Below are 20,447 nucleotides of genomic sequence, written 5' to 3'. Positions count from 1 at the left end.
GGTGCGTCGCTGTTTGCGGGTGGCATTGTTGCGCTGCGCGGTCACTCGCGAGGTGTCCGACGGCTGCCTACCTGCGAGCGATTCGTGCCATCGTGTGCGATACTTGGCGGTGATGTTTGCGCCGACGCATCCGGCGTAAAGGATCCCCCGCTATCCGGTTGTCGCTCCGGCCACGCTTTGGCCGTGACGCAAGGCTCCGGGTGTCGCAGCGCTCGTGAAGAGCAGCGCGAAGGGGGAGGGTTAATTCGGCTTCCGCCCACGGGCGATGACATATGGCGGCTCCAGGATGCGCTGGGCCGCCCTAGAACGGAGCAGCCACATGGCTGAAGTGGATTCCTATAACGAATCGTCGAGTAGTCAGGGCGCCTCGCGCCCGCGCCGTCGTGTCCGACGTGCCGCAGGAGCGCCCGCAGGGGCGCCTTCTGTCGCTCCGGAACAAACAGCTCCTTCCTCGAGTGCGCACACGAGCGTTGCCGCTCAAGGCAGTGCCGTCGTGAGCGACGCCAAGCCCCTAAATCTTCGTGAGCGCCGGCTCGCCGAGCGGGCAGCCAAGAAAGAGGCAGAGGCGGCAACGGGCGCGCCCGTCAGTGATGCTGCAGGTTCTCATTCGACTGAGCCGACTGACCAAGGCTCAGCCGTGAAAGAAGGTCGTGCGTCTGCAGCCGTCGATGAGGGGCGTACGGACCATGCCAAAGGGGCGCCGAGCGAGGTATCCGAACCCGCACCCGACACGGACGCGCGAGAATCCGACAGCCGAGAAGAAGACTCCTTCGGGACTCACGACATTTCGAGTGATCTCAAGGCCCTCGCCGACTCCCGTCAGAGCGTGGAGGTAGCCGAAGAGCCGTCGGCCCCCGACATGCTCGGCTTTGCCTCGCTTCTCTTCCAGGCCCCCACCCCGACCTCGGAACCGAGCGTGACCGCGAGCGAGATCGACGATGACGAAGAGGCCAGCGATCCGTTCGCCGAAGCCTCCGTTGACATTACTTTTGGCGCTCCCGATCTCGAAGCCGCACGTCGTGCAGCTATCGAGCGTGCCGAGCGCGAGTCACGCGAGGCTGCCCGCACTGAGCGCAGCGCGAAGAAAAAGGGCTCCGATTCGGAGTCCGCGAGCGAAGATGAAGCGGAGACGGGCGCGAGCGACACCGAAAAGTCCGAAGAATCCGACGGTGAAGGCACGCAGCGAAGCTCGCGCCGACGTCGCCGCCGTGGCGGACGCGGCCGTCGCGGACGCGGAAGCAAGAGTGAGGACGACTCGCCCCAGGGCGAGAATGGCGAAGAGGAGCCCAAGGACGCCGCCGATCGCGACTCGTCTACCGATGCGGATGACAGCGATGACGAGGGCGGCACGTCGAGCCGTCGCCGCCGTCGCCGCCGCCGCACGGGCAGCTCAGGTGGCTCTGATGAGCCCCACCCCGACGACCCGCCGAACACCGTCGTCAAGGTTCGCGAGGCGCGGGACGAAGTCAAGGCTGTCAAAGGTTCGACTCGCCTGGAGGCGAAGAAGCAGCGCCGTCGCGAGGGCCGCGAATCCGGCCGTAGGCGCCACTCGATTACCGAGTCGGAGTTCCTCGCTCGCCGCGAGTCCGTCAAGCGCACGATGATCGTGCGCGAACGACCGGGCCGTACCCAGATCGTGGTGCTCGAAGACAACATCCTCGTCGAGCACTACGTGGCGCAGAAGTCGCACACGTCGATGGTGGGCAACGTCTACCTCGGTAAGGTCCAAAACGTTCTCCCGTCGATGGAAGCTGCCTTCGTTGATATCGGTCGCGGCCGCAACGCCGTGCTCTACGCGGGCGAGGTTAATTGGGATGCCGCTGGCCTCGAGGGGCAGCCGCGCCGCATCGAATCCGCTCTCAAGGCGGGCGATCCCGTGCTGGTCCAGGTGACGAAGGATCCAATCGGCCACAAGGGCGCGCGCCTGACGAGCCAGATCTCTCTGCCTGGTCGCTACCTCGTTTATGTCCCGGGTGGATCGATGACCGGCATCAGCCGCAAGCTTCCCGACAAGGAGCGTGCGCGCCTCAAGAAGATCCTCAAGTCGATCGTTCCGGCGGAAGCGGGCGTTATCGTGCGTACCGCGGCTGAAGGCGCGAGCGAAGACGAACTCAAGCGTGACGTCGAGCGCCTCCAGAAGCAGTGGGAGAAGATCGAAAAGGCGAGCGCCAAGGGCAAGAATGCCCCGACCGCGCTCTCAACCGAACCGGATCTCGCGATCAAGGTCGTGCGCGACATCTTCAATGAAGATTTCACGTCGCTCATCGTCGAAGGCGAAAGCGTCTACAGGGAGCTGCACGAATACATCAGCGAGGTCGCCCCCGATCTTCTCGAGCGCGTCACGAAACACGTGGGGGAGAAGGATTCCTTCGCCAAATATCGCGTGGACGAGCAGCTCATGAAGGCGATGGATCGCAAGGTCTACCTGCCCTCCGGTGGTTCACTCGTCATCGATCGCACCGAGGCCATGACCGTCGTTGACGTCAACACGGGCAAGTTCACGGGAACTGGCGGTTCGCTCGAAGAAACCGTGACCCGTAACAACCTCGAGGCGGCCGAGGAGATCGTTCGCCAACTTCGCCTTCGCGACATCGGCGGCATTATCGTGGTGGACTTCATCGATATGGTCCTCGAAGCCAATCGCGATCTTGTGCTGCGCCGCGTGATCGAGTGCCTCTCGCGTGACCGCACCAAGCATCAGGTCGCGGAAGTCACGAGCCTTGGGCTCGTGCAGATGACCCGCAAGCGCGTGGGCGCGGGCCTCGTTGAAACGTTCTCGACCATGTGCGAAGCCTGCAATGGGCGTGGCATTCAAATCGATCTCGACGGCCAGCATCATCACGAGCCGCCCGCCTTCGACGATGAGCCCAAGAAGTCGCGCAGGCGCTCCAAGAAGTCGCGCAACTCAGATGGTGATTCGAATAAGTCGGCGAAGCGAGAGTCAAAGGGGCAGTCCGCCGAGGAGAAAGCCGCCTCGGCGAAAGACGCCGTGCAGGATCTCGTCGATTCAAAGAATGCTTCGGACGTTCACAGGCTTGAAGACAACGAGGCTTCGCGTGCCCTCGCGCGCGCAACGATTGCCTCGATTGCCGCTGCGAGCACCGGTCATTCGGCCCCCGAGGTGACTGTCGACGGTCAGGTCATCGCGCCGGCTGAGGGCGGCGAACCCGTTGAATCAGCGGAGCCGCCCACGACTTCCGAGGCCCCCGCGGACGCCTCCACTGAGACCGAGGACACTGCCGTGGGTCACAGCGGGGACGCGCAGGGCGAATGACGTGATGAGTTCCACAGGAATATCGAGCGTTTTCGCAGGTCGCGATGCCTGCAACGGTTGATTCTGAGGAATGCATTTCGTAAGCTATACGTCGGTGCATTTCGTGCCGTAGACTTTTCCTTCCCGCAGCGGTTCTCGCGGTCGCGCTTTCGGTAGTGACCGTGAAGCCCCGACCGGTGGCCCGCGCGGTTTGAGGGGAAACACCCAGCATAATTGTCAGCAACGAGAAAAGAGCAGTGACGTGGTGTACGCAATCGTCCGCGCAGGCGGTCGTCAGGAGAAGGTGTCGGTTGGTGACACCATCGTGATCAACCGCGTGGCCGGCGAGGCGGGCGACACCGTAGAGTTCGCTCCCGTCCTCCTGGTTGACGGTGACAAGGTGACCTCCGCGAAGGAAGACCTCGAGAAGGTCACCGTGACCGCTGAGAAGATCGAAGACTTCCGCGGTTCCAAGGTTCGCATCCTCAAGTTTAAGAACAAGACCGGCTACACGAAGCGCCAGGGCCACCGTCAGGAACTGACTCGGCTCAAGGTCACGAAGATCGCCTGAGCGATCTCAAATATCGAGAGAAGGTACTGACTCATGGCATCAAAGAAGGGCGTTAGCTCCTCGAAGAACGGCCGCGACTCGAACGCTCAGCGCCTCGGCGTGAAGCGCTTCGCGGGCCAGGAAGTTGGCGCGGGCGAGATCATCGTTCGTCAGCGCGGCACCCGCTTCCACCCGGGCCAGGGCGTTGGCCGTGGCGGCGACGACACGCTTTTCGCTCTCACCGAGGGCGTCGTCGAGTTCGCGCGTAAGCGCGACCGTAACGTGGTGAACGTGGTGGCCTCGGCCTGAGGCTGGCCCACTTTCACAGGTGAGGCGGGGAAGTGCCCAGCGGGGCCCTTCCCCGCCTCACGTTTAACCTCCCTGCACTCTAGAGCGGATCAGCTTAGGCTGGTGCCAAGAGCGCTCTTCGCGCATCCGCTCGCGTCGAAAGGCCACCATGGCAACCTTCATTGACCGCGCTGTTCTCCACATCACCGGCGGTGATGGTGGAAATGGCTGCGCCTCGATCAAGCGTGAAAAGTTCAAGCCTCTCGCGGGGCCCGACGGCGCCAACGGGGGAGACGGCGGTAACGTCATCCTCGAGGTCTCGCGCAATGTCACGACGCTCATGGACTTTCACCACCTCCCTCACCGTCGCGCGGAGTCGGGCGGATTTGGGAAGGGAGACTTTCGCGAGGGGACGAAAGGCGCGGATCTCGTGCTCCAGGTCCCCGAAGGTACCGTCGTGCGCGACAAGGAAGGAAACTTCCTCGCGGACCTCGTCGGTGAAGGCACGCGGTTCGTTGCTGCGCGTGGCGGTAAGGGTGGCCTCGGAAACGCCGCCCTCGCGAGTTCGAAGCGCAAAGCGCCGGGTTTCGCTCTCCTAGGCGAACCAGGCGAGGAACGCTCCCTCGTTCTCGAGATGAAGTCCATCGCCGACGTCGCCCTCGTGGGCTTCCCGAGCGCGGGTAAGAGTTCGCTCATCGCCGCGATGAGTGCGGCGCGTCCGAAGATTGCGGATTACCCGTTCACCACTCTCACCCCGAATCTCGGGGTGGTTGAGCAAGAGCAATTCCGCTTCACGATGGCTGACGTTCCCGGGCTCATCCCCGGCGCGTCCGAAGGCAAGGGGCTCGGCCTCGACTTCCTTCGGCATATCGAGCGCTGTCACGTGATCGTCCACGTGCTCGACGCTGCGACGATGGAAGCGGAGCGCAACCCGGTCCACGATCTCGAGCTCATCGAAAATGAGCTGCGTACGTACGCTGAACGGCTCGATTCTGAGTCGAGTCGACTTGGCCTCCCGCCCCTCATGGAGCGACCGACGGTCATCGTGCTCAACAAAGTTGATATGCCAGACGGCTCAGACATGGCCGATATGGTGCGCGAAGAGCTCAAGGAGCGCGGTGTTCCCGTTCTCGAAGTGTCCGCCTTGACCCGCGCGGGCCTTCGCGAGCTTGCGCTGACCCTCGGAGCCCTCGTGGAGCGCCAGCGCCTCGAGAACCCGGACCCCGAGCGCGACGAGCGCCCCACGATCGCGATCACCCCCGAGGACCAGGATTCGGGCGGGTTTACGATCACCCCGGAGGAGTTCGAGGGGCAGCGCGTGTACCGCATCCGCGGTGACAAGCCCGAGCGATGGGTGCGCCAGACGGCTTTCGCAAATGACGAGGCTGTGGGGTACCTCGCGGACCGTCTCAACCGCCTCGGTATCGAGGACGAACTCTTCAAGAAGGGCGCGAAAGCCGGAGACACGGTCGTGATCGGCCCAAGAGACGACGCGGTTGTGTTTGATTGGGAGCCGACCATGGTCACAGGTGCGGAGTTCCTCGGTCAGCGCGGTACGGACATGCGGCTTGAGGAGCGCACCCGCCCGACGCGTCAGGAAAAGCGCGAGGTGCGCCGCGTGCGTGTGAAGGAACGCATGGACCGAATCAGTGCAATGGAGGCGGAACGTCAAGCAGGGCACTGGTCCGATCCTTCGAAAGACGACTGATGACGCGAATCGACAAGGTACGTATCGGGCACGGTGTTCACGACCCCGCACGACTCGATACGCGAGCCTCTCTCACGCGCGCACAGCGCATCGTGGTGAAAATCGGTTCGAGTTCGCTCACGCTTCCAAACGGTGACCTCAACCGCAACGCGATTTGGGCACTCGCCTCGAGCGTGTCGCGCCTCGTTCACGAGGGGCGCGAGGTCGTTATCGTCAGCTCGGGTGCCATCGCTGCGGCGCTTCGCCCGATGGGGTTTAACGCGCGACCCGAGTCGATCACCGATAGCCAGGCGCTCGCTTCGGTCGGGCAAGGCATGCTCATTCGTGAATGGTCGCAGGCCTTCGGCATGAGCAACGTGCTCGTGGGGCAGGTGTTGCTCACCGAGGACGACATGGTTCACCCCGAGAAATATAGGAACGTGCGGGCATCGCTCAACGCACTGCTCGCCGCAGGGGCGGTCCCCATCGTCAATGAGAACGACACGGTCGCCACTCGCGAGATCCACTTCGGCGACAACGACCGCCTCGCGAGCCTCGTCGCGCAAGTGACGGGAGCCGACCTCCTCGTTCTTCTCACCGATGTCGATGGCCTTTTCACACGCCCGCCTAAGGAACCCGAGGCCGAGAGGATCGCCTGTGTGAAAGATGCGGCGAAACTCGAAGGGGTCGAAATCGGCTCACGCGGGTCGACCGTCGGAACCGGTGGGATGGTGACGAAGCTTTCCGCCGCGCATGACGCCACCATTACGGGAACCGCGTGCGTTCTCACACTTCCCGCGAGATTCGATGCCGTTCTCTCAGGCGAAGATTTCGGCACGTTCTTTCCGGCGCGCACCACGGGTCGCCGGCGGTCTCGACTCATGTGGCTCATGTACGCGAGCCGCGGGGAGGGCACCCTGGTGCTCGACGAGGGCGCGGTACACGCGGTTGTCGAGCAGAGGCGTTCGCTTCTTCCCGTGGGAATCACGCGCGTAGAGGGCACGTTCGCGGCCGGATCTCCCGTGGACATCGCTGACAGCTCGGGGCGGGTACGGGCACGCGGGCTCACGTATTTTTCTTCCGACGCTATCTCGCGCATCATGGGGCTCACATCGGAAGAGATTGCCGCGCGCGAAAGCGAGATCGGGGTGCACACGGTTGTGCACAGGGACGATCTCGTGCTGCTGAAATAGACGCTTTGGTGGGAGAAATGCGCTATAAGTGGTGCTCATGAATGAGCAGTCCACGGTGACCGAGAGGGTTCACGACATTGCTGCGCGCGCCAAGCGCGCCCAACGCACGATTGCACGCGAGAATCGCGCGCGAAAGGATTCCCTTCTGCGTGCGATCGCCGCGAAGCTTGACGCGGATTGCGCGCGAATCCTCGAGGCGAATGCTGAGGATCTGGCCCGTGCGGATGAGAGCGGAATCGATCCGGGCTTGAGAGATCGCCTCGCGTTGAACCCGTCTCGCGTGCAGGCGATTGCCGCCCAGGTGCGCGCGACCACCGCCCTTGCCGATCCGGTCGGCGAGGTTGTGCGTGGCGGGGTGCTCGAGAACGGGCTTTCGCTCACCGAAGTCCGGGTCCCGCTCGGGGTGATCGGCATGATCTATGAGGCCAGGCCCAACGTCACCGTTGACGCGGCAGCCCTCGCACTCAAGTCGGGCAATGCCGTCATCCTTCGGGGAGGAAGCGCCGCATCGTCCACTAATCGCGCCCTTGTGGAGTCGATCAGGACCGCGCTCACGAACGAGGGATTTCCCGCGGAACTCGTGGCCTCCCTCGATGACCTCGGGCGTGAGGGCGCCAGTGCCCTCATGCGAGCTCGAGGTCTCGTCGATGTCCTCATTCCTCGCGGCGGGGCGGGCCTCATCTCCCGCGTTGTCGAGCAGAGCCTTGTGCCGACGATCGAGACCGGAACGGGAAACACGCACATTTTTGTCGATGAAAGCGCGGATCTGGACCGCGCGATCGACATCGTGGTCAATGCGAAAACTCAGCGCGTGGGGGTGTGCAATGCGCTCGAAAACCTCCTCGTCCACGAACGCATCGCCCAGGATTTCCTTCCGCGTCTAGCCGAGGCACTCGCCCCGAAAAACGTGGTGCTGCACGCGGATGCTCGCTCCTATGCGATGCTCCACGGCGGGCCCGCACGCGTCGTGGAAGCTCGAGAGGAGGATTTCTTCACCGAGTATCTTTCGCTGGACCTCGCTATCAAGGTCGTTGCCGATGTGCACGAAGCGGTGGAGCACATCCGTCTTCACACGAGCGGGCATACCGAATCAATCCTCACTGCCTCGATTGAGAGCGAACGGGCTTTCATCGCGGGACTCGACTCCGCTGTCATCATGGTCAATGCTTCGACGCGCTTTAGCGACGGGGGCGAATTTGGTTTCGGCGCGGAGATCGGAATCTCCACGCAAAAGTTGCACGCGCGCGGGCCCATGGCCGTGCGTGAGCTCACGAGTACCACGTGGATTGTGCGAGGCGAAGGCCACGTGAGGGGGTGAGCTTCGCGGCGTAACCCTCGCGCGCGGGGCAATGTGTGGAACAATGGCATAGCCCCTCGATGGGATGAACGATTGCGAAAGGTCTGGCATGCACGCTGATTTTCTGATCCTCGCCGAAGAGGCCGCCGCACACTCTCACGGGCCGCACCCCGCCGTGTTCGGCGTCGCGGCGTTTGTGATCCTCATGCTTTTGCTCGTGATCACGTCGCTCTTCAGCGGTCTCCACCAGGAACCGTCCTCGAGCGCGAAGACTGTCGCCGAGGTTGAGCGCGAGCACCGCCGCGGCACCTCCCGCTGAGACCTTCCGCATGAGCGCAAAGCGCCGGATTGGCGTGATGGGTGGGACTTTTGATCCGATCCATCACGGCCACCTCGTTGCCGCGAGCGAAGTCCAGTCGGTTTTCGGTCTTGACCAGGTGATCTTCGTCCCCACTGGGCGCCCGTGGCAGAAGTCGGATAAGGAGATTTCCGACCCCGAACACCGTTACCTCATGACGGTCGTGGCAACGGCTGCGAACCCGCGCTTTACGGTTTCGCGCGTCGATATCGATCGACCGGGGCAGACCTACACGATCGATACGCTTCGTGACCTTCGCGCGCAAGTGCCACACGATGACCTGTTCTTCATTACGGGAGCGGACGCCCTCACGAATATCCTCACGTGGAAGGATTACAGCGAGATTTTTGACCTCGCGCACTTCGTGGGGGTCACGCGCCCCGGCCACGACATCAACACCGATGGCCTCCCGCCAAGCGGGGTGACTCTCATCGAGGTTCCCGCGATGGCGATTTCGTCAACTGACTGCCGCACACGCGTCAAGCGGGGGGTACCGGTGTGGTACCTCGTCCCCGACGGCGTCGTGCAATACATCAACAAATACAAGCTCTATCTAGGAAGTGAGCATGACGGGAACTGAGACGCAGCTTTCCGGTCGTCGGCACGGGCGCCGCGCTCGTGCAGTGAGCGGAGACGAGAACAACACGTCGGCAACTCGCGGCGTGACGGGCGATCTCACGCTTTATGCGCGCCGCACGGCGGTGATCCCTCCGCTCGCAGACGATCAGCTTCCCGAGCTGAAGCACTACACCGGCAAGCGCGCAAAGCGCCGCGCGGACGTCCCCGTGGAGCCCGCGGTTGAGGCCAAGGCTGAAGCGCACGTACCCTCCGAGCCAGTCGCGGCCGTGGAGACCGAAGACGGCAAGGCTGCAGAACAGACCGCGCCTCAGGAGGTTTCGGTAGCTACCCCGGGCCCCCTGAGTGACGATCTTCCCGCGGCTAGCGTCGGCGCGAAGAAGGGTTCATGGCCCGGCGCCCGCTTCGGCCGAGAAGCCGTAACCCCTGACGAACCCGCGACTGACGCGTACGCGACCGCGATTCTCGATCCTGAAGAGATCGGCAGCGCCGAGGGCGCCGACAATCCCGCCACGAGCGACGCCATCGACGGGGCCGAAAGCGCCGAGACCGCACCCGCAGAACCGGCCCTCGAACCCACCGAGCAAGAACCAGCCGAAGCTCGGCAGGCGTCGGCCTGGACCTCCGTACCCGCCGATCCCGAAGCGTCGGTGCCGAGCGCTTCCGAGGCACTCGCACCCAAGCCTGCCGATCCTGAAACTGAACCCGCCCCCGTATACGAGACGAGCGACGGGACACCGCTCTCCGACGCCTCCGAGTGGCTCGAGGTTGGTGACCTCCCCGCCGATCAGGCACCTGAGCCCAAGCCCGCGGCCCGCTTCGACGGGACGGTGCTCGACAAGCCGAGTCGCACCTCCGGCGGAATCGGCATGTGGATCACGTGGTTGCTCGTCGCAGCGATCGCGATTACCCTCGTTGTGCTTCTCGTGACAGGCGTGATTGGCCCCGGCATCGCGAAAGCGATCGCCCCCATTCCCGAGACCGTTCCCTATGACCTTTCCGGAGGACTCGCTTCGTGACCGCAACCCAGGAATCCATTGACATGGCCCGCATCGCCGGGCAGGCCGCGGCCGACAAGCTCGCGGGCAACGTGATCGCGCTCGACGTGTCTGAGCAGCTCGTCATCACCGACGTGTTCGTCGTGTGCTCAGGTGACTCGGAACGCCAGGTGAACGCGATCGTCAATGGCGTGGAAGAGGAAATGTTCAAAGCGGGCTACAAGCCGAAGCGGCGCGAAGGCGAGAAGGATGCTCGCTGGATCCTCCTCGACTTCACCGACATCGTCGTGCACGTCCAGCACGCGGAGGACCGCGCGTTTTACGCCCTTGAACGTCTGTGGCGCGATGCCCCGGCGATCGACTTGGATCTTGATCTCGGTCCCGATGCGGAGGCGCAGGAGAAGTAATGGCTTCTCACCTCATCCTCGTGCGTCACGGGCAAACTGATTACAACTATGCCGGCCGCATTCAAGGCTCTTCCGATATTCCCCTCAACGAGGCGGGCCTCGCTCAAGCGCGTGCGGTGGGGGAGTCTCTTGCGGGTGACAAGAGCATAGCGGCCATGTACTCCTCACCGCTCGGGCGTGCGATGGCGACGGCGGAGGCAATCGCGGCGCCTCACGGGTTAGAGGTTTCATCCGACGCTCGCCTGCGCGAACGCGGTTTTGGCGACTGGGAGGGGCTGACCCGCGAGGAGATCGAAAAGGGGTGGCCTCTCGAGTTTGCGCTGTGGCGCGCCGGTGTCTCGAGCGGGCTCGAGAAGGCTCGAGTCGAGCACAGGGCGGATGTCGCGCGTCGGTTCGATGCAGCCTGTCGCGAGTTCAGTGATCGTCACGAGGCCGGCACCGTCGTCGTTGTCGCGCACGGCGCCGCGATTTCCCTTGGTCTGTCCGCGATGATTGGCGCGGGTCTAGGCGATTTTTATGGCCTTGCGGGTATGGGCAACTGTCACCGCGCTGTCGTGGAAGTCAGGCGAGCGCGCGAGGGCGCTGGGTGGGTGAGGCTCACATCACTGAACCTCCCGCCGGATTTCGCCGCCGCCCAATGAGCGTGTAATATTGCTGGAGTCGCTACGGCGACGCCCAAAAAAAATTTGGGGCTATGGCGCAGTTGGTAGCGCGTCTGCATGGCATGCAGAAGGTCACGGGTTCGAATCCCGTTAGCTCCACCAGATCAGACGTACTAGAACACCTGACATCGTTGGGTGCGAGGGCGGCGAACGGCTCGTTGAGCTGGATCGCCGCTTTTTCGTCTTCGGTGATCTCGATGCGGTGGTAGAAGGCTTGGTTGGCGAGTCGTTTGCCGTGGTTATCGGTGAGTGCGTACATGTGGCCGCAGTCAGCCAGCAGGCGCAGTGCGGTGGCGAGGTGCTTCCGGGGGCCTTCGTGATCACGCCGTTCCGCTTCCAGCCGCCGGGTGACGTCGTTCAGGGCAACCCGGATGCGGTCTTGGTGGCGTTTCAGGGTGTCGAGGTCGATGGCGTCGGCGAAGTGGGCTTCGAGGAGCTTGTCCGCTTCGGCTTCGAGCCGCCTCTTGGTGGTGGTGAGGTCGTCGATGGCCTGCGACCGCTCAGCCAGACGCTCATCGAAGGCCGCCTCGACTCGCTGCGCGAGTTGCTGGTACGTCTGCTCCGTGATTGCGATCTGTTGGTAGCAGTCAGTGACGAGTTGCTCGGCGACGCCGACGGGCACGGCCTTCCGCGTACACGCCGTGCGTTTGGTGGCTCGACCGGTGCAGATGTAGTAGGCGTAGCGGATGCCTTGTTTGTTGCGCGCGTAGTCGAGCTGCAACCGCGACATGCAGGTGCCGCAGTACAGGGTGCCTTTGAGGTAGTGGTCGTGTTTGCGGCGGCGTTCCCCAGCGGTGGCACGGGTATCCAGGAGGGTCTGGACCTGCTGCCACGTCTCTGCATCGACGATGGGTTCGTGGGCGCCGGGATGGAGGGCGCCTTGGTAGCGGACCTGCCCGATGTAGTACGGGTTGCGCAAGAGTTTGAAGAACGTGGACCGCCCCACGGGCCCCGATGACCGCTTCGGCGTCGCGACGGTGGTCAATCCGCGGGTGGTGGCTTCGGCGAGCAAGTCGGGGACGGTGTGCTCGCCTTTGGCGTAGGTGTCGAAGACCCAGCGGATGAGGGGTGCTCGGTCGGGGTCGATCTCGACGGTGCGGTACTCCCGGCCCTGCTCATCCTTGCACCGGATGTTGCGATAGCCGATCGGTGCCCTGCTTGGAGTGCCGCCGTTGGCGACTTTCTGGGTCATGCCTTTGGTGACTTCGGCGGCGAGGTTGCGGGAGTAGAACTCCGCAATCGAGGACATGATGCCGTGCAGCAGCATCCCAGACGGGGTGTCATCGATGTTCTCCGTGGCGGAGACCAACTGGACGCCGGCGTCGATGAGGTGGCGGTGGATGTCGACGTCATCGAGCCGGTTCCGGGCCAGCCGGTCGACCTTGTGCACGATGCAATACGTGACCTGATGGGTCGCGATGTAGTCCAACATCCGTTGCAGTTCGGGTCGCTTCGCCGACCGGGCGGATTCCCCGGCGTCGACGAACTCGGCAACAACGTCGGCACCGAGGGCATCGGCTTTGCGGCGGTTCGCCTCCCGCTGGGCCGGGATGGAAAATCCCTCGTCTCGGCCGCCGGCGGTGGCTTGTTCCTTGGTGGAGACCCGCTGGTAGGTCACCGCCGTCACCCGCCCCTCACCCGTGATCGTTGGTGCCTGTGTGTCGGGGGTGGTCATGGGCATCTTCTCTCGTTGTCGAGCTTGCATCGGGTTCGGGCTGCGGGGTCTGGGCGTGGAGACAATCGGCCAGGTGCAGCACCAGCGCGACCATCCGGTCCATGTCCGGCTCGCCCCGGGGCACGGGTTCGGCGATCAATCGGCGCCCGGTGGGTGTGGTGCGTGCATACCTCATGCCCCACAGGTGGACACCCCACCCCAGTACCCACGGGGACGGTCGGGGTGCTGACGGTTCCGGAAAATGTCCGGCACCGTCGCTTCCACTTGAGCCGGGCAGGGCGGTGCCGGGTGGGGTGGTTCACGGCGGGGGAAAATTTCCCCAGCCGTCCAACCCCACCCGATGACGCATAATCCGAGCCGCGCCACGGCGCCTCGCGTAACAGTTGAGCCCAATGGAGGCTCACCAGCCAGGTGCGCACCGCGCCCCAGATCGAGCATCGTGGCGGTGACTTCCACGACTACTACCGCGCGACAGTGGCGGGAGTCCAGCAGTTCAGCCATGGATGAGCGGATCACCGTCTGATCTGCGCGTTTTCCGGTCATCGTCGGTGGCGGGAAGGGGTTGTCCGCACCACAAGCAACCGGTCAGGTCGTCTGCTGTCTGTCGGGTCTGCTGCCGGTATTCGGTCCGATACGCGGTTGGGGTGACGCCCATGGTCTTGGCGAACTGCTCCGCCGCATGGCCTCGATTCCTCCACCCCACCCGGACCCCGATCTGATCGACCGTCATATCCGACTCCCGCAACAGCCGTGCCATCTCCCGGACCCGCAACCGAGCCAGCAGCATGATCGGCGGGACGCCGAACTGCTCCACGAACAGGCCCCCGAGCCGTGACCGCGACAGGTGTGCATCCTGTGCGAGTTCGGCCAAGGTCCACCGGTGAGCGAGATCGGCCCGCATCCGAATGACCGTGTAACGGATCTCTGTCCTGGCAGGGCCGAGGCCAGAGCGCTCTGTGGCCGTCATCGGGGCAGCTCGCTTCGCTGTCCACAGCACGGGCATTTCAGGCTTGCTCGTTGGGTCGCGGTGAGTCGGTACGCGGATGGACTGACCCCGATGATGGCGGTGAACTGTCGTGCGGCGTGGCCGCGGCTGCGCCACCCGACCCGTGTCATGGCGACACCGATCGGAAGGTCGGTTTCGACCAGGAGCTCGGCCAGTCTGTGGGCTCGAACGTGAGCCAGGTACTGGATGGGCGGCATCCCGAAGCTTTGGCTGAAGGCCCTGCCCAGTTGTGACGTGGACAGGTGCACGAGGTCGGCAAGGTCACGAAGTCGCCAATCCCGTCCGGGGTCTTGAGCGAGGAGCCGTGCTGCATGGTGTGCGGCTGTCTCGGTCGGGCACGCATGGCTGGGGGTGGTCTCGTCAGGGCAGACTCGCCACGAGGGGTCGATGCTCATCGCCGCCGCCTTCCTGAGGACGACTGCGTGCGGCGGGACGGTGGCGAGGAGCCCGTGGTCTTGAACAAGTGCACCCATGCCTCGACGGGCAGGTCCTTCGGCAGTCCGGCAGCGGTCATACCGTGGCCCCTCAACCATGCCTGTGCCGCCTGTGGTGAGCCGAGTGCGGTGGTGCGCGCGAGGATCTGGGCGAGCCCCCGGCCGGGACCGGTGTAGACGCGGTGGACCAAGGCGTGGAACTGGCGCCGCCGTGCCGGGGGCACCAGCGGGTGTTCGCGGCGGTGAAGGGTGAGGATTCCGCCGTCGACGCCCGGACGTGGGGTGAACGCGCGAGCGGGAACACGACTGTGCAGCGTGAACTCGAACCAAGGCGCCCATTGCGCCGTCATCATCGTGGCACCGCCAACTCCTGCTCTGCGCCGCGCGACTTCCCATTGCACGAGCACGATTGCATCGGTCCATGCGGGTGCGTGCAGGATGCGGCGCAGTATGGCCGTGGTCTGGTGAAACGGCAGGTTGCCGACGAGCACATGCGCAGACGTGGGAAGCCGGTAGGTCAGGAAGTCGTCGGCGACAACCTCCACGTGCGGTGGGAGTCGTTGGGTCAAGCGTCGGGCGAGCCTGGTGTCGATCTCGACGGCGGTCACCGGTCGCCCAAGCCGGGCTAGCGGGGTGGTGAGTGCTCCGTCACCGGAGCCGATCTCGATGATCGGCCCCTCGGTGGCAGCCACGAGCCGGGTGATCGTGGCAATGGTGGATGGGTCAGTCAGGAAGTTCTGGCCGTGCTCATGACGGCCACCTCGATAGGTAGGCACTGTTTGCTCCGTGGTTGTTGCGGAGCCGGGCACGCTGAAAGAGCCGCCCGGCCGTGATCACCGGGGGCGGGAGCAACAACGCGTGGGAGTGTGCTCGCCGCCGTTAGCGGCTGCGCAGACGCAGCGAAGCAGTGCCGTAGAACAACATGCCCACCAGCGTAGGCGACCCCACCGCCACTCCGCGACCCATTACCCCGTCCACACCCCAAGATGCGCAGATCCGTATCACCCCGGCCAGAAGCAGCTCACAGGCCGTCCGTGCCAGACGAGCCTCCATACCACCGCGAGTGGCCCCCCATGGAGCTGCCACGCGTCTTGCAGATCGAGGAGGGGCGACCTCGGGGCGGCTCGTTGACGCAGCACCAGGTGGTCGCGGGACGTGTGTTCGTCGGGCCTGGACTGACGGGCCGGAGCCTCGATCTGCAAGAGGCGTGAGCACTCAAGGCCGAGCTGCAGCACCAACCGCAGGAAGCCTCGCTGCGGTAGTTCTGCTTCGACGTAGCCAGTTGTGTCAGACCTCACGGATATCCTTGGGGTGGATGTTGGACAACCGTCATGTATGGGCGTGAGTAACGGTGCGGAGTAGACAGTGAGCACAGTAGAGAGCGCATCATCGGCGCCAGCAATCGTCGTGGATCGGATAGGAGACGTGGATGGTGGAGCTCGGAGATCGCGAGAAATACCGACAGCGGCGTCGACGTCCCCGCGCCACGCGGGAGGAGAGCGGTATCGAGATTTCCGACGAGGTTGCTGCCGTCTTTGATCTCGTGCCCGAGGCGGGAGAGGGGTATCGCTGGTATGACTACCCCTACCGTGTGCTGTGGTGGTTGAGCACAGGCTGGCGGCGTAAGTTCACGCCGCCGTTCATGCGGAAATGGCTCAACAACGGCGTTAACTGGCTTATTCCTTTCAATGAGCACGACCGAGACTTCGCAGAGTCGCTCGATGGCTGGATGCACAACATTCGGGCCCCGAGAGATGAACACGTCACGACACCCAGTATCTGGTTGGTCGAACTCTTCCCGCCAGCCGATCTCCCAAGACTTGAAGCGGCACTCCGGAAGAATGGCTGGGATGTGCGCCAGCGTTTTTCGCCGATTGATGAGCGCAATCACGTGATGCTGGCGCGCTCTCGCTCAGGTGGAGGATCGGTGTGGTGGAACCTCATCAACGTCGTGCGACACGATCGCAACTGGTTCGGTATGGACGCTGTCCGCGAGCGTCTCCCGCCGGAGTTTGATTACATCGAACTCAAAGCCGTGCAGGTCGGGCAAGGTCTCACTGCGGTCGTCGCCGAATTTCACCTCCAAGACGAGGCAGCGCAGGCGCTTGACGTTGAGTGGCACAAGCAACACGAACCCTTGCTGCTCTGGGAACGTCCGAGACCTCGCAGTCTTGACCGGCGCTGGGCAACGATCCACCAGGTGCAGCTTGCACGTCGCTCAATGCACTACGCCGCGCGCGACTGGCTTACAGCTCGTCTCCCTGGTTTCTTCGCTCGGATGGAGCGTCCGCAACCATTGCTCGAGCTGATGCTCTTTGACAAGCTCGACCCCACCTTGCTGCCGCAGCCCGCGCAGAATCGCGACCAGCGCGTGTCAGAGGACGATGCCCTGCGTGCCCTTGGCATCGAGCGCCCGGTGTTCCGAATGCTCACCTCACCCGACATTCCGAAGCTAGTGCTCCACTGTCAGCGGCGCATAGGGAAAGACCCCCTGGGAGATGACCCGACATGGACGCTCTGGGGAAGTCGACCGGCAATACTCAGGGAAGTCGGCCCTGAGAAATTCGAGTACATCGGTGGAAACGACAATCAAAACATCGCCTATCGACTTGCCGACAGTATGAGAAACCTGTTCCTCATGATTTCCGTGTCGGGTTACCTTGAGGCAACTGAGGAGCGCTTCGCCGAGATCCGAGATCGAGCCAGTGCACGACACGGGAAATTCCGTCCGAAGGCGATCCACGAGCTGCGTCAGAGCTTACTTACGTTGAGTCTCGACCTCGCAAGCATGCAACGTGATGTTGCCGCGTTTTGGAAACGGTCTTGGTATTGGGAGGGAGACCCACAGTTCAGCTATGTTTCGACTCCGGACGAGCTTGCACGCGCGCGCAAAGAGAATGAGGCGCCGGAGGTGCCCATCAACTTCAATGAAAGACTCAAAGAGCGACATGAGGATTGGTTCGAGCAGCTGCGGCAAGCGGACAGTGACTACCGCGACATTCTTTCAACCGTTTCATCGCTCGGTTCATCTGCTGACGCTTTCCGGACTGGCCGGCTTGCGCTTTGGGTTGCGATCGTGTCACTTTTCGTTGCGGTCGCAACGGTTCTGATGTCGCAAGTGGGAGGGAGGAGCCTCTTCGAATGGCTCTGGCAGATGATCTCGTGACGATCCTTGCCGCCCGGGTTGTCGTGCGTCGCCGATGGCACTCCCGTGGCCAAGTAGTTGGTCGCGGCTCGGAAGGTCGATGTTGCGGTTGGGGAAACCTGAGGTTGCGACCGGTTATTGCACTTTGTCCCCACGACGGTCGCGGACTTAGCTCAACTTGTTCGGGTCTTCTCCCACACCGTCACTCGGTGAATGTCGAATCGGCGGCAGATCGAAAGGACACTCTCGCCGTTGGCGCGAGCGGTTCGAATCGCGTCCACTTCGTTCGGGGCAAGCGGGGTTCGGGATCGTCTCGTTGGGTTCGCCACGACCCCAGGATCTGGCTCGGCTGCCGGTGGTTCTTTGCTCGCGCCACCCCGTTTCGCCTGCTCCCACGCGGAACTCAGCCGTTCCAGCCGCTCCCACGTGTTCGGGCTGAGTCCACCGGCGTCCACCATGATGCTCTTACTCGAACCCTCGACAAGAGCAATGAACTGATCGGACAGTACGTCCAGGGAGAGCCCGCCGGTTTCGGCGGGCTTTTTCGTTTGCCCCGTGCTGTCGGGGGTGGCGTCGTGCTGTGCGTGTCGTGTCTCATGGACGAGTGCTCGGGTGTCTGGGCTGTAGATGACGTCGAATGGTGCCCGGGAGGTTGCCTCGACGTGGTGCTGGCCGTTGTCGTCGGTGGTGACGAGGAGTTTGTCGAAGAGGAGCTGGTTGAACATGCGGCGGATGTGCTCGGGGGCTTGCCGGTAGGTCTTTCCGGCGTGCTGGGCGATGTCGAGCGCGATCTCGATGAGTTCGTCGGCCTCGGTGAGGTCGGCGTTGAGGGCGTCCAGGCTCCGGGTCGTGGCAGAGAGTTGTGCGTCGAGGCGTTTCTGCTCGGTGCGGAGCATGTCGATGGGGATCGCGTCGTTGTAGTGGGCTTCGAGGAGCTTGCGTTGGCGGCGCTCTATGGTCTGCTTCGTGGCTTCGAGTTGTTCTCGCTCGAGGTCGGTGTCGGTGCGAATCTGCTTCAATCCGTGCCGGAGGAGTGTTTCGACGTCGCGGCGAAACTCGGGCGCGAGACCGATGCGGTCGTAGAGGTCCTGGATCAGGTCTTCGGCGTGTTCGATCTGGATGGAGCGGAGGGTGCAGTCGGTGCGCTTGGAGTGTCGTCCGAGGCCGGAGTAGTACGGGTAGGTTTCGCCGTGACGGTTCTTGACGACCTGGACGACCATGCGGAATCCGCAATGCCCGCAGTAGATCGTGGACTTGAGGTAGTGGTCGTGCTTGATCGACCGTTCGCCGTTGATCTTCTCTTTCAGGATCGTCTGCCGGAGCTGCTCAGACTTCGCGTCCAGCTCCGCCTCAATCCGTGTACGACGACGCTCCTGCCACGCCACGTACTCGTCCCACAGCACATCGAACACGCACCAAGCCACCAAGACGGCGACCGCGACGAGGAGAACAACACCCGCGAAAGCAGCGATAAGCAGAACGAACTCCATCACAGCCCCCGGGCTATGCGCTGCCCTGCACCGATCGCGTATCCGGCGATGATCGCTTCGTAGAACTGCGCGCCCGCCGGGGCGATCTTCATCTGTGCCTCCGCCTGCGCAACGAGCGTCGCGACGTTCGTCATCGCCTGCGATGCCAGAAACGCGTGCCCTTGCTCCCGCACCGCCGCGATCTCCGTCGACGCAGCGACCTGCTCCACCTCACGCTTGGTCTGACGCACGAGGCTTCCTGTGATCTTCTGCCCCTGCTGGGTCGTGTGCCCGCCGAACAGCGGCACCACCTGATTGCTCGACATGTCTTGCTTCCTTCCAGTTGAAGAGAACAGCCCCGCATTTTCCGGGACACTTCGACCGTAGGAAGCCTCCGAAGGGCACTCTGAAACTCGGAATAAAGCTGGAAGTGGGCACTGGTTCGAGACGGAGGTGATGGTGTAAGACTCGATGAAGACGACGTCGCTACCCTCCACCAGCAACTCGCCTGGCTGACCAAACGCGAGGGCTTCGTCCAAGGACGCCTCGCCCAGGTAGGGATCGTCGACGAACTCCTACGCGGTTCCCTCGAGGACAGCTTTGAACGTCTCCGTCACCGGTTCATCTCCGCCATCCACACCCTGCCCGTAGAGCAAGCAGGCCTGTTGCTGGACGTGTTCGCGCTCAGCCCCGACACGCAAGACGTACCCGAGTTGCTACAACGACGGGAGATCCACGGCGACAAGATCGGACGGAAGGTCGACACCGTTCGCACACGAGAGGCCGCAGCGCTCAAGGCGTTGCACTCCCGTCTCGTCAGCGGCCGCTACGCGCAGGCCCCGCTCGTGCTCGACGTGCCCGAGATGCACGGCGGCATCATCTACGAAGAGACCAGCACCCTCATCGTCGTCGAGAACCGACGCTGGCAAGCCACCTACGAGCACTACCGGTTCGCGAACATGGCAGGCGAACTCGGCTACGTCACCATCGGCCGTTCCTATCCCGGCGTCGTGACCCCGAGCAACAAGGGCGATTTCAAGGTCAACACCCGCCCGGTCGACGGCGCGGGCTGGAACGACCACTTCTGGCACCTCAACACCGCCCGCACGGTAATCGAGCCGATGCAAGACCGGACACGCTACGACCTGCGCTTCCGCATCACACCGCCCGAAGACGGCAGCGAACCGGAGCCAGTGACTCTCGCCAGCCGGGCGCTCCACCACCGCTCACTGCTGTTCACGATCCGCGTGGGGTTCATCGGAGAACGGCCCGCCAGTATCTGGAAGTTCGAGGGAGCCAGCCCGTTCACCCGCCCACATGCAGCCAACGAGTACAACCGCGTCCAGCTTGACGCCCGCGGCACCGCGACCCTCACTCTCCGCGACGTCCACGGTGGCCTCTTCAACGGTCTCGCCTGGAGCTGGGATACCTGACCGAGGCAGCAAGGTT

General features: G+C 63.6%; 18 protein-coding genes, 1 tRNA gene and 1 pseudogene. 14 read left to right on the top strand and 6 right to left on the bottom strand.

Going from position 1 to position 20,447, the window contains the following annotated elements:
• The first annotated feature begins 319 nt into the window (after positions 1-319).
• From E6X30_RS01805 to E6X30_RS01750, 12 genes are all read left to right on the top strand, one after another.
• Positions 320-3,274: an Rne/Rng family ribonuclease gene (locus tag E6X30_RS01805; protein WP_316335616.1), complete on the top strand. Its 2,955-nt coding sequence runs from the start codon at positions 320-322 to the stop codon at positions 3,272-3,274.
• Positions 3,275-3,515: 241 nt separating this feature from the next.
• Positions 3,516-3,824 carry a 50S ribosomal protein L21 gene (rplU, locus tag E6X30_RS01800; protein ID WP_016664727.1) on the top strand — a complete coding sequence of 103 codons (309 nt, stop codon included), beginning with the start codon at positions 3,516-3,518 and terminating at the stop codon, positions 3,822-3,824.
• Between the two features lie 33 nt (positions 3,825-3,857).
• Positions 3,858-4,112: a 50S ribosomal protein L27 gene (rpmA, locus tag E6X30_RS01795; protein ID WP_034373440.1), complete on the top strand. Its 255-nt coding sequence runs from the start codon at positions 3,858-3,860 to the stop codon at positions 4,110-4,112.
• Between the two features lie 148 nt (positions 4,113-4,260).
• The gene (obgE, locus tag E6X30_RS01790) at positions 4,261-5,799 is read left to right on the top strand and encodes a GTPase ObgE (RefSeq protein WP_316335615.1); all 1,539 of its coding nucleotides are present in this window, start codon (positions 4,261-4,263) and stop codon (positions 5,797-5,799) included.
• A complete protein-coding gene (proB, locus tag E6X30_RS01785) occupies positions 5,799-6,971 on the top strand; it encodes a glutamate 5-kinase (protein ID WP_316335614.1) in 1,173 nt (390 codons plus the stop codon). Before obgE ends, proB begins: the two co-directional genes overlap by 1 nt.
• A 37-nt stretch (positions 6,972-7,008) precedes the next feature.
• A complete protein-coding gene (locus tag E6X30_RS01780) occupies positions 7,009-8,289 on the top strand; it encodes a glutamate-5-semialdehyde dehydrogenase (RefSeq protein WP_316335613.1) in 1,281 nt (426 codons plus the stop codon).
• Between the two features lie 88 nt (positions 8,290-8,377).
• Positions 8,378-8,587 (top strand): hypothetical protein, encoded by a 210-nt coding sequence (locus E6X30_RS01775; RefSeq protein WP_034373435.1) that lies wholly within the window; start codon positions 8,378-8,380, stop codon positions 8,585-8,587.
• A 10-nt stretch (positions 8,588-8,597) separates the two neighbouring features.
• Positions 8,598-9,206, top strand: coding sequence for a nicotinate-nucleotide adenylyltransferase (gene nadD, locus E6X30_RS01770; protein WP_316335612.1), 609 nt, complete (start codon positions 8,598-8,600; stop codon positions 9,204-9,206).
• Entirely contained in the window at positions 9,193-10,221 is a 1,029-nt protein-coding gene (locus tag E6X30_RS01765; protein WP_316335611.1) for a hypothetical protein, read from the top strand. The genes nadD and E6X30_RS01765 overlap by 14 nt, the downstream gene beginning before the upstream one ends.
• A complete protein-coding gene (gene rsfS / locus E6X30_RS01760) occupies positions 10,218-10,607 on the top strand; it encodes a ribosome silencing factor (RefSeq protein WP_061211780.1) in 390 nt (129 codons plus the stop codon). The genes E6X30_RS01765 and rsfS overlap by 4 nt, the downstream gene beginning before the upstream one ends.
• Positions 10,607-11,248 carry a histidine phosphatase family protein gene (locus E6X30_RS01755; RefSeq protein ID WP_316335610.1) on the top strand — a complete coding sequence of 214 codons (642 nt, stop codon included), beginning with the start codon at positions 10,607-10,609 and terminating at the stop codon, positions 11,246-11,248. Before rsfS ends, E6X30_RS01755 begins: the two co-directional genes overlap by 1 nt.
• 47 nt (positions 11,249-11,295) lie before the next feature.
• Positions 11,296-11,371, top strand: a tRNA-Ala gene (locus E6X30_RS01750).
• A 544-nt stretch (positions 11,372-11,915) separates the two neighbouring features.
• On the opposite strand, the pseudogene E6X30_RS01745 reads toward E6X30_RS01750, so the two are convergent.
• The 4 genes and pseudogenes from E6X30_RS01745 to erm all read right to left on the bottom strand — a co-directional run.
• Positions 11,916-12,944 (bottom strand): annotated as a pseudogene (locus tag E6X30_RS01745) (recombinase family protein); the annotation flags it as partial.
• A gap of 493 nt (positions 12,945-13,437) precedes the next feature.
• On the bottom strand, positions 13,438-13,845 hold the full coding sequence (locus E6X30_RS01740; RefSeq protein ID WP_210386729.1) for an AraC family transcriptional regulator: 408 nt from the start codon (positions 13,843-13,845) through the stop codon (positions 13,438-13,440).
• Positions 13,846-13,907: 62 nt separating this feature from the next.
• Positions 13,908-14,345 (bottom strand): helix-turn-helix transcriptional regulator, encoded by a 438-nt coding sequence (locus tag E6X30_RS10325; RefSeq protein WP_061942726.1) that lies wholly within the window; start codon positions 14,343-14,345, stop codon positions 13,908-13,910.
• Positions 14,342-15,160 carry a 23S ribosomal RNA methyltransferase Erm gene (erm, locus tag E6X30_RS01735; RefSeq protein WP_316335609.1) on the bottom strand — a complete coding sequence of 273 codons (819 nt, stop codon included), beginning with the start codon at positions 15,158-15,160 and terminating at the stop codon, positions 14,342-14,344. The genes E6X30_RS10325 and erm overlap by 4 nt, the downstream gene beginning before the upstream one ends.
• Positions 15,161-15,813: 653 nt before the next feature.
• On the opposite strand from erm, the gene E6X30_RS01730 reads away from it, so the two are divergent.
• Positions 15,814-17,550 carry a hypothetical protein gene (locus E6X30_RS01730; protein ID WP_316335608.1) on the top strand — a complete coding sequence of 579 codons (1,737 nt, stop codon included), beginning with the start codon at positions 15,814-15,816 and terminating at the stop codon, positions 17,548-17,550.
• A 152-nt stretch (positions 17,551-17,702) separates the two neighbouring features.
• Here E6X30_RS01730 and E6X30_RS01725 read toward each other — a convergent pair whose 3' ends face one another.
• Both E6X30_RS01725 and E6X30_RS01720 read right to left on the bottom strand, forming a co-directional pair.
• The gene (locus E6X30_RS01725) at positions 17,703-19,019 is read right to left on the bottom strand and encodes a recombinase zinc beta ribbon domain-containing protein (protein ID WP_316335707.1); all 1,317 of its coding nucleotides are present in this window, start codon (positions 19,017-19,019) and stop codon (positions 17,703-17,705) included.
• Positions 19,019-19,324, bottom strand: coding sequence for a hypothetical protein (locus tag E6X30_RS01720; RefSeq protein ID WP_188589013.1), 306 nt, complete (start codon positions 19,322-19,324; stop codon positions 19,019-19,021). Before E6X30_RS01720 ends, E6X30_RS01725 begins: the two co-directional genes overlap by 1 nt.
• A gap of 339 nt (positions 19,325-19,663) precedes the next feature.
• Between E6X30_RS01720 and E6X30_RS01715 the strand changes: the two genes are divergently transcribed.
• Complete coding sequence (locus tag E6X30_RS01715; RefSeq protein ID WP_316335607.1) at positions 19,664-20,431, top strand: hypothetical protein; 768 nt, start codon at positions 19,664-19,666, stop codon at positions 20,429-20,431.
• Positions 20,432-20,447 lie beyond the last annotated feature (16 nt).

It is taken from the genome of Dermabacter sp. (genome assembly GCF_032550575.1).
In the GTDB taxonomy this organism is placed as follows: domain Bacteria; phylum Actinomycetota; class Actinomycetes; order Actinomycetales; family Dermabacteraceae; genus Dermabacter; species Dermabacter hominis.
This window is presented reverse-complemented; position numbering and strand designations above follow the sequence as displayed.

Excerpts from the sequence above, each read along its gene's own strand:
- E6X30_RS01805 (WP_316335616.1), top strand. The coding sequence starts at position 320 with ATGGCTGAAGTGGATTCCTATAACGAATCGTCGAGTAGTCAGGGCGCC.
- rpmA (WP_034373440.1), top strand. The coding sequence starts at position 3,858 with ATGGCATCAAAGAAGGGCGTTAGCTCCTCGAAGAACGGCCGCGACTCG.
- obgE (WP_316335615.1), top strand. The coding sequence starts at position 4,261 with ATGGCAACCTTCATTGACCGCGCTGTTCTCCACATCACCGGCGGTGAT.
- proB (WP_316335614.1), top strand. The coding sequence starts at position 5,799 with ATGACGCGAATCGACAAGGTACGTATCGGGCACGGTGTTCACGACCCC.
- E6X30_RS01780 (WP_316335613.1), top strand. The coding sequence starts at position 7,009 with ATGAATGAGCAGTCCACGGTGACCGAGAGGGTTCACGACATTGCTGCG.
- E6X30_RS01775 (WP_034373435.1), top strand. The coding sequence starts at position 8,378 with ATGCACGCTGATTTTCTGATCCTCGCCGAAGAGGCCGCCGCACACTCT.
- nadD (WP_316335612.1), top strand. The coding sequence starts at position 8,598 with ATGAGCGCAAAGCGCCGGATTGGCGTGATGGGTGGGACTTTTGATCCG.
- E6X30_RS01765 (WP_316335611.1), top strand. The coding sequence starts at position 9,193 with ATGACGGGAACTGAGACGCAGCTTTCCGGTCGTCGGCACGGGCGCCGC.
- E6X30_RS01755 (WP_316335610.1), top strand. The coding sequence starts at position 10,607 with ATGGCTTCTCACCTCATCCTCGTGCGTCACGGGCAAACTGATTACAAC.
- E6X30_RS01740 (WP_210386729.1), bottom strand. The coding sequence starts at position 13,845 with ATGCGGGCCGATCTCGCTCACCGGTGGACCTTGGCCGAACTCGCACAG.
- E6X30_RS10325 (WP_061942726.1), bottom strand. The coding sequence starts at position 14,345 with ATGAGCATCGACCCCTCGTGGCGAGTCTGCCCTGACGAGACCACCCCC.
- E6X30_RS01730 (WP_316335608.1), top strand. The coding sequence starts at position 15,814 with ATGGTGGAGCTCGGAGATCGCGAGAAATACCGACAGCGGCGTCGACGT.
- E6X30_RS01725 (WP_316335707.1), bottom strand. The coding sequence starts at position 19,019 with ATGGAGTTCGTTCTGCTTATCGCTGCTTTCGCGGGTGTTGTTCTCCTC.
- E6X30_RS01720 (WP_188589013.1), bottom strand. The coding sequence starts at position 19,324 with ATGTCGAGCAATCAGGTGGTGCCGCTGTTCGGCGGGCACACGACCCAG.